The 3,608-nt window shown below is 58.5% G+C and carries 3 protein-coding genes, 3 tRNA genes and 1 pseudogene; all 7 read right to left on the bottom strand.

The window, feature by feature from the left end; translation table 11 throughout:
* Window positions 1-422, bottom strand: a pseudogene (locus DXK50_RS24655) (GTP-binding protein); the annotation flags it as partial.
* 99 nt (window positions 423-521) lie between these two features.
* A tRNA-Thr gene (locus DXK50_RS24660) sits at window positions 522-597 on the bottom strand.
* Between the two features lie 26 nt (window positions 598-623).
* Window positions 624-697, bottom strand: a tRNA-Gly gene (locus tag DXK50_RS24665).
* 24 nt (window positions 698-721) lie between these two features.
* A tRNA-Tyr gene (locus DXK50_RS24670) sits at window positions 722-806 on the bottom strand.
* 141 nt (window positions 807-947) lie between these two features.
* Complete coding sequence (locus DXK50_RS24675) at window positions 948-1,637, bottom strand: SPOR domain-containing protein (RefSeq protein WP_212632124.1); 690 nt, start codon at window positions 1,635-1,637, stop codon at window positions 948-950.
* A gap of 8 nt (window positions 1,638-1,645) precedes the next feature.
* Window positions 1,646-2,395: a pantothenate kinase gene (locus tag DXK50_RS24680; RefSeq protein ID WP_161867912.1), complete on the bottom strand. Its 750-nt coding sequence runs from the start codon at window positions 2,393-2,395 to the stop codon at window positions 1,646-1,648.
* Window positions 2,385-3,350 carry a bifunctional biotin--[acetyl-CoA-carboxylase] ligase/biotin operon repressor BirA gene (birA, locus tag DXK50_RS24685; RefSeq protein WP_212632125.1) on the bottom strand — a complete coding sequence of 322 codons (966 nt, stop codon included), beginning with the start codon at window positions 3,348-3,350 and terminating at the stop codon, window positions 2,385-2,387. The genes DXK50_RS24680 and birA overlap by 11 nt, the downstream gene beginning before the upstream one ends.
* Window positions 3,351-3,608: the final 258 nt, after the last annotated feature.

Consider the following 3,608-nt stretch of genomic DNA (forward strand, 5'->3'; position numbering starts at 1 on the left):
CCGCGGCCGGAGATCGAGAACACGTCTTCGATCGGCATCAGGAACGGACGATCGATGGCACGAACCGGCTCAGGAATGTAGCTGTCCAGAGTCTCAACCAGCTTCTTCACAGCGGAAGTGCCCAGCTCGTTGGTGTCTTCGCCGTTCAGCGCCATCAGCGCGGAGCCAATGATGATCGGAGTGTCGTCACCCGGGAAATCGTAGGTGCTCAGCAGGTCGCGAACCTCCATCTCGACCAGCTCCAGCAGCTCGGCGTCGTCAACCATGTCAGCCTTGTTCAGGAAGACAACGATGTACGGAACGCCAACCTGACGGGACAGCAGGATGTGCTCACGGGTTTGCGGCATGGGGCCGTCGGCAGCCGAGCAGACCAGGATCGCGCCGTCCATCTGGGCAGCACCGGTGATCATGTTCTTCACGTAGTNCTCTTTAGCCATCTTGACCGTCTCCTAGCGAAGAATTGAGCAAGCTATGCCGCCATTAAAACAAAGGCAGATACTTTCATATCTGCCTTTATTAGATGGAGCTCATGAGCGGATTTGAACCGCTGACCTCACCCTTACCAAGGGTGTGCTCTACCAGCTGAGCTACATGAGCCAAACTCTATTGCGCCAACCACAAACTGGAGCGGGTAGCGGGAATCGAACCCGCATCATCAGCTTGGAAGGCTGAGGTTCTACCACTGAACTATACCCGCGGAGCCTGCAGCTCACGCTGAATCTGGTGGAGGGGGAAGGATTCGAACCTTCGAAGTCGATGACGTCAGATTTACAGTCTGATCCCTTTGGCCGCTCGGGAACCCCTCCAAAGTGAGGCGGCATTTTCTAGATCTGCCACCCTGCTGTCAAGCTTTTTCTCATTAAAATCTTGAGGTTAGCTACTTTGACAACATCTTCGTCGGGAACCAACTTTGACCACCCTGCGAAGCGGGCGCCATTCTATGCAAACTACTGGAGCAATGCAACGCCTTCACAAGGCATTAATTGATGCTGCAAACCGGCGAAGTCTCCAGCAAGTCGCCCAAGCAGAAATTCATCGGCCAGACGCCGACTTTGCGGTGCCACACGCACCCAGAAACTGCGGTGCGCACGCGACAGTTCGCGAATCTGCGGCTCGTAGCCCACATCGCGCAGACGTTGCATGACGCTATTGGCTGAATCTTTACGAGGGAAGATGCCGAGCGAGATGCCGTTGGCCAACTCGCCCTGGGTAATGATGTAGCTATCGATGCGCCGCGCCTGCAGCTCACGCAACTGCCTCAGGGAGGCCTGACGCGACGCCAGAGGCGGCAGATACACCCAGTACTCGACACCTGCCGCAGCATCGATACTGCGTACTTCAGCCTGGATATCCAGACTCAGCAAACGCTGCTCCACTACCCTGGCCCCAGCCTCCTCCTCGAAACTGCCAAGGAACAGACAAACAGCTGCTTCGGGAGAGGCCGCTCCAACTGACTGCGACGACTGCTCACTGCGCGAGCTCGACTTGTCGGCCTCGCTCAGCAGACGAATATCCTTGCGAGCCCCTTGATACGCATCCGCCGGAGCGACTTCCTTGGCACGCAGGGGCGCCTGCTGCTGATGCCAGACGTAGTAGAAGGCATTAAGTAGCAGGAGCAATAGCAGAATCCAACGCATGCTTCGCCTCAACTCAAAGGGCAGGCTATCGCCAGCCCGACAAATACCAGATCCGTAACGACCTGCGCCCCCGGCACCACGTCTCGAACCAGTTCAGCATCGCCTCCGGTCAGAAAGACTTCGAACCCCTCAGGAAAACGAGCCTGCGCCTGTAGCAACTGCTCAGCAACGAACCCACGCAACATCAACACGCAACCGCGTTCTACGGCCTCGGCCGTGGAGCGCCCCGGCTCGAGTTCCTGCAGGGCTGCCAACGCCACCTGGCGATCGTAGCGAATACGCCGGGTGTGCGTACTCAACTGATCGCGCATCAACGGAAGCCCAGGGCAAATGAATCCCCCCTGATGCATACCGTCAGCCGATATGAAGTCTGCGGTTACCGCCGTCCCAAGATCCACCACCAGGCAGGCGCGCTGCCCCAGGTGATAGGCCCCCAATACCGCAAGCCAACGATCCAGCCCCAGGCGCCGATAATCCTCGTAACCATTGCGGACCGGCCCGACCTGACTGGCTGATTGTGCACAAACGGCCTCGACGCCGAGGAGCTCGCGTACGCGCTCGACCAACCGCTCGGTCTCCGCATCACTGCGCACACTGACCAGACGACAGTGCCTTACCTGCAACTCCGGAGCTGCCGCCAATGATTCGAAGAGGGCAGAATCAGAATCCACGACACCCGCAGAAAGACGCCGACTCCCATCCACGGAAATCACTCGCCATTTGATAAAGCTGTTACCGCAGTCGAGCTCAAGAATCATGCTGCAACCTCAGGCTCAACTCTCCGCCGCTGAAGGCGCGATCGACACCATCCACATTCAACCGAATAGCACCTCGCTCATCGACCCCGAGCACGACACCCAGGGTCGCATTATTGCCTGCAGTGAGCGCCACAGAACGCCCGCGCCATGCATGCAGCGCCTCCCACTCCTCTCGCAAACCGGCAAAGCCATGCTGCCAGTGCGTAGAGAGACTATCGTGCAACTGCAATAGCAGCTCGGCAGCCAAATCATTTCGATCGAACATATGTCCCATGCATTGCCGCACGGACGTCCACGGCTGATCGATAGCGCCAGGCGCGTCGACCGCCATGTTGACGTTGATACCAATACCTATCACTACATGACAAACATCCGCAGGGTCGCCGGCGAGCTCCAGGAGGATCCCGGATATCTTGCGCCCATCGACCAGCACGTCATTCGGCCACTTCAGCTGCGCCGCTTTCACACCGCCGGCTTGCAGCGCCTTTGCGACAGCGAGCCCAACCGTCAGGCTCAATGCCTCGACCTGACTCATCCCGCCATCGACACGCAGCGCGACACTGCAATAGAGATTCTCTGCGAACGGGCTGGCCCAGACACGCCCGCGCCGACCACGACCTGCCGTCTGACGCTCGGCTAACAGCACAAAAGGCGCTCGCGCCCCCGCCTCGAGGCGGCGAAAGATCTCGGCATTCGTCGAATCAACACTCGGCTCGACTGCGACCGGCCAGCCTAAACTGGCCGCATCTCGCGATATCCGCTCGGCGTCGAGCAAGACCATAGGCGAGGAAAGCCGATAGCCACGACCAGGGACCTTGAATACTTCGACCCCCAGCTCAGCCTCCAAGCCCTGCAACTGCTTCCAAATGGCACTACGGCTTATCCCGAGCTGAGCCCCAAGGGCTTCACCGGAATGAAATCGTCCATCCTGTAGAAGTTTCAACAATTCCAGCATGCGAGGCCCCGCTACGAACAAGGCTGGCATGATAACGACGAGGCCTGAGCTTGCATAGAAAACGGGAGGCCGAAGGCAAACCGGCACCATGGGAAGCTACCAAGGTGTCGGATTCAGACCAATGGAAGCGAGCTCTGCTCGCGAAGGCGAACCAACCCGCGGGATGCGCTCTGTATTTTCCGCGCCACAAAGAAGAAACCCCAGACCGCGCTTGCGATCTGGGGTTTCGTATAGGAGCTTGACGATGACCTACTCTCA

Origin of the sequence: Pseudomonas sp. KB-10 (assembly GCF_018221585.1) — a bacterium.
GTDB lineage: Bacteria > Pseudomonadota > Gammaproteobacteria > Pseudomonadales > Pseudomonadaceae > Aquipseudomonas > Aquipseudomonas yangonensis.

What these genes read in the sequence shown, in the direction of transcription:
- DXK50_RS24675 (WP_212632124.1), bottom strand. Translation starts at nt 1,637, where the DNA reads ATGCGTTGGATTCTGCTATTGCTCCTGCTACTTAATGCCTTCTACTAC.
- DXK50_RS24680 (WP_161867912.1), bottom strand. Translation starts at nt 2,395, where the DNA reads ATGATTCTTGAGCTCGACTGCGGTAACAGCTTTATCAAATGGCGAGTG.
- birA (WP_212632125.1), bottom strand. Translation starts at nt 3,350, where the DNA reads ATGCTGGAATTGTTGAAACTTCTACAGGATGGACGATTTCATTCCGGT.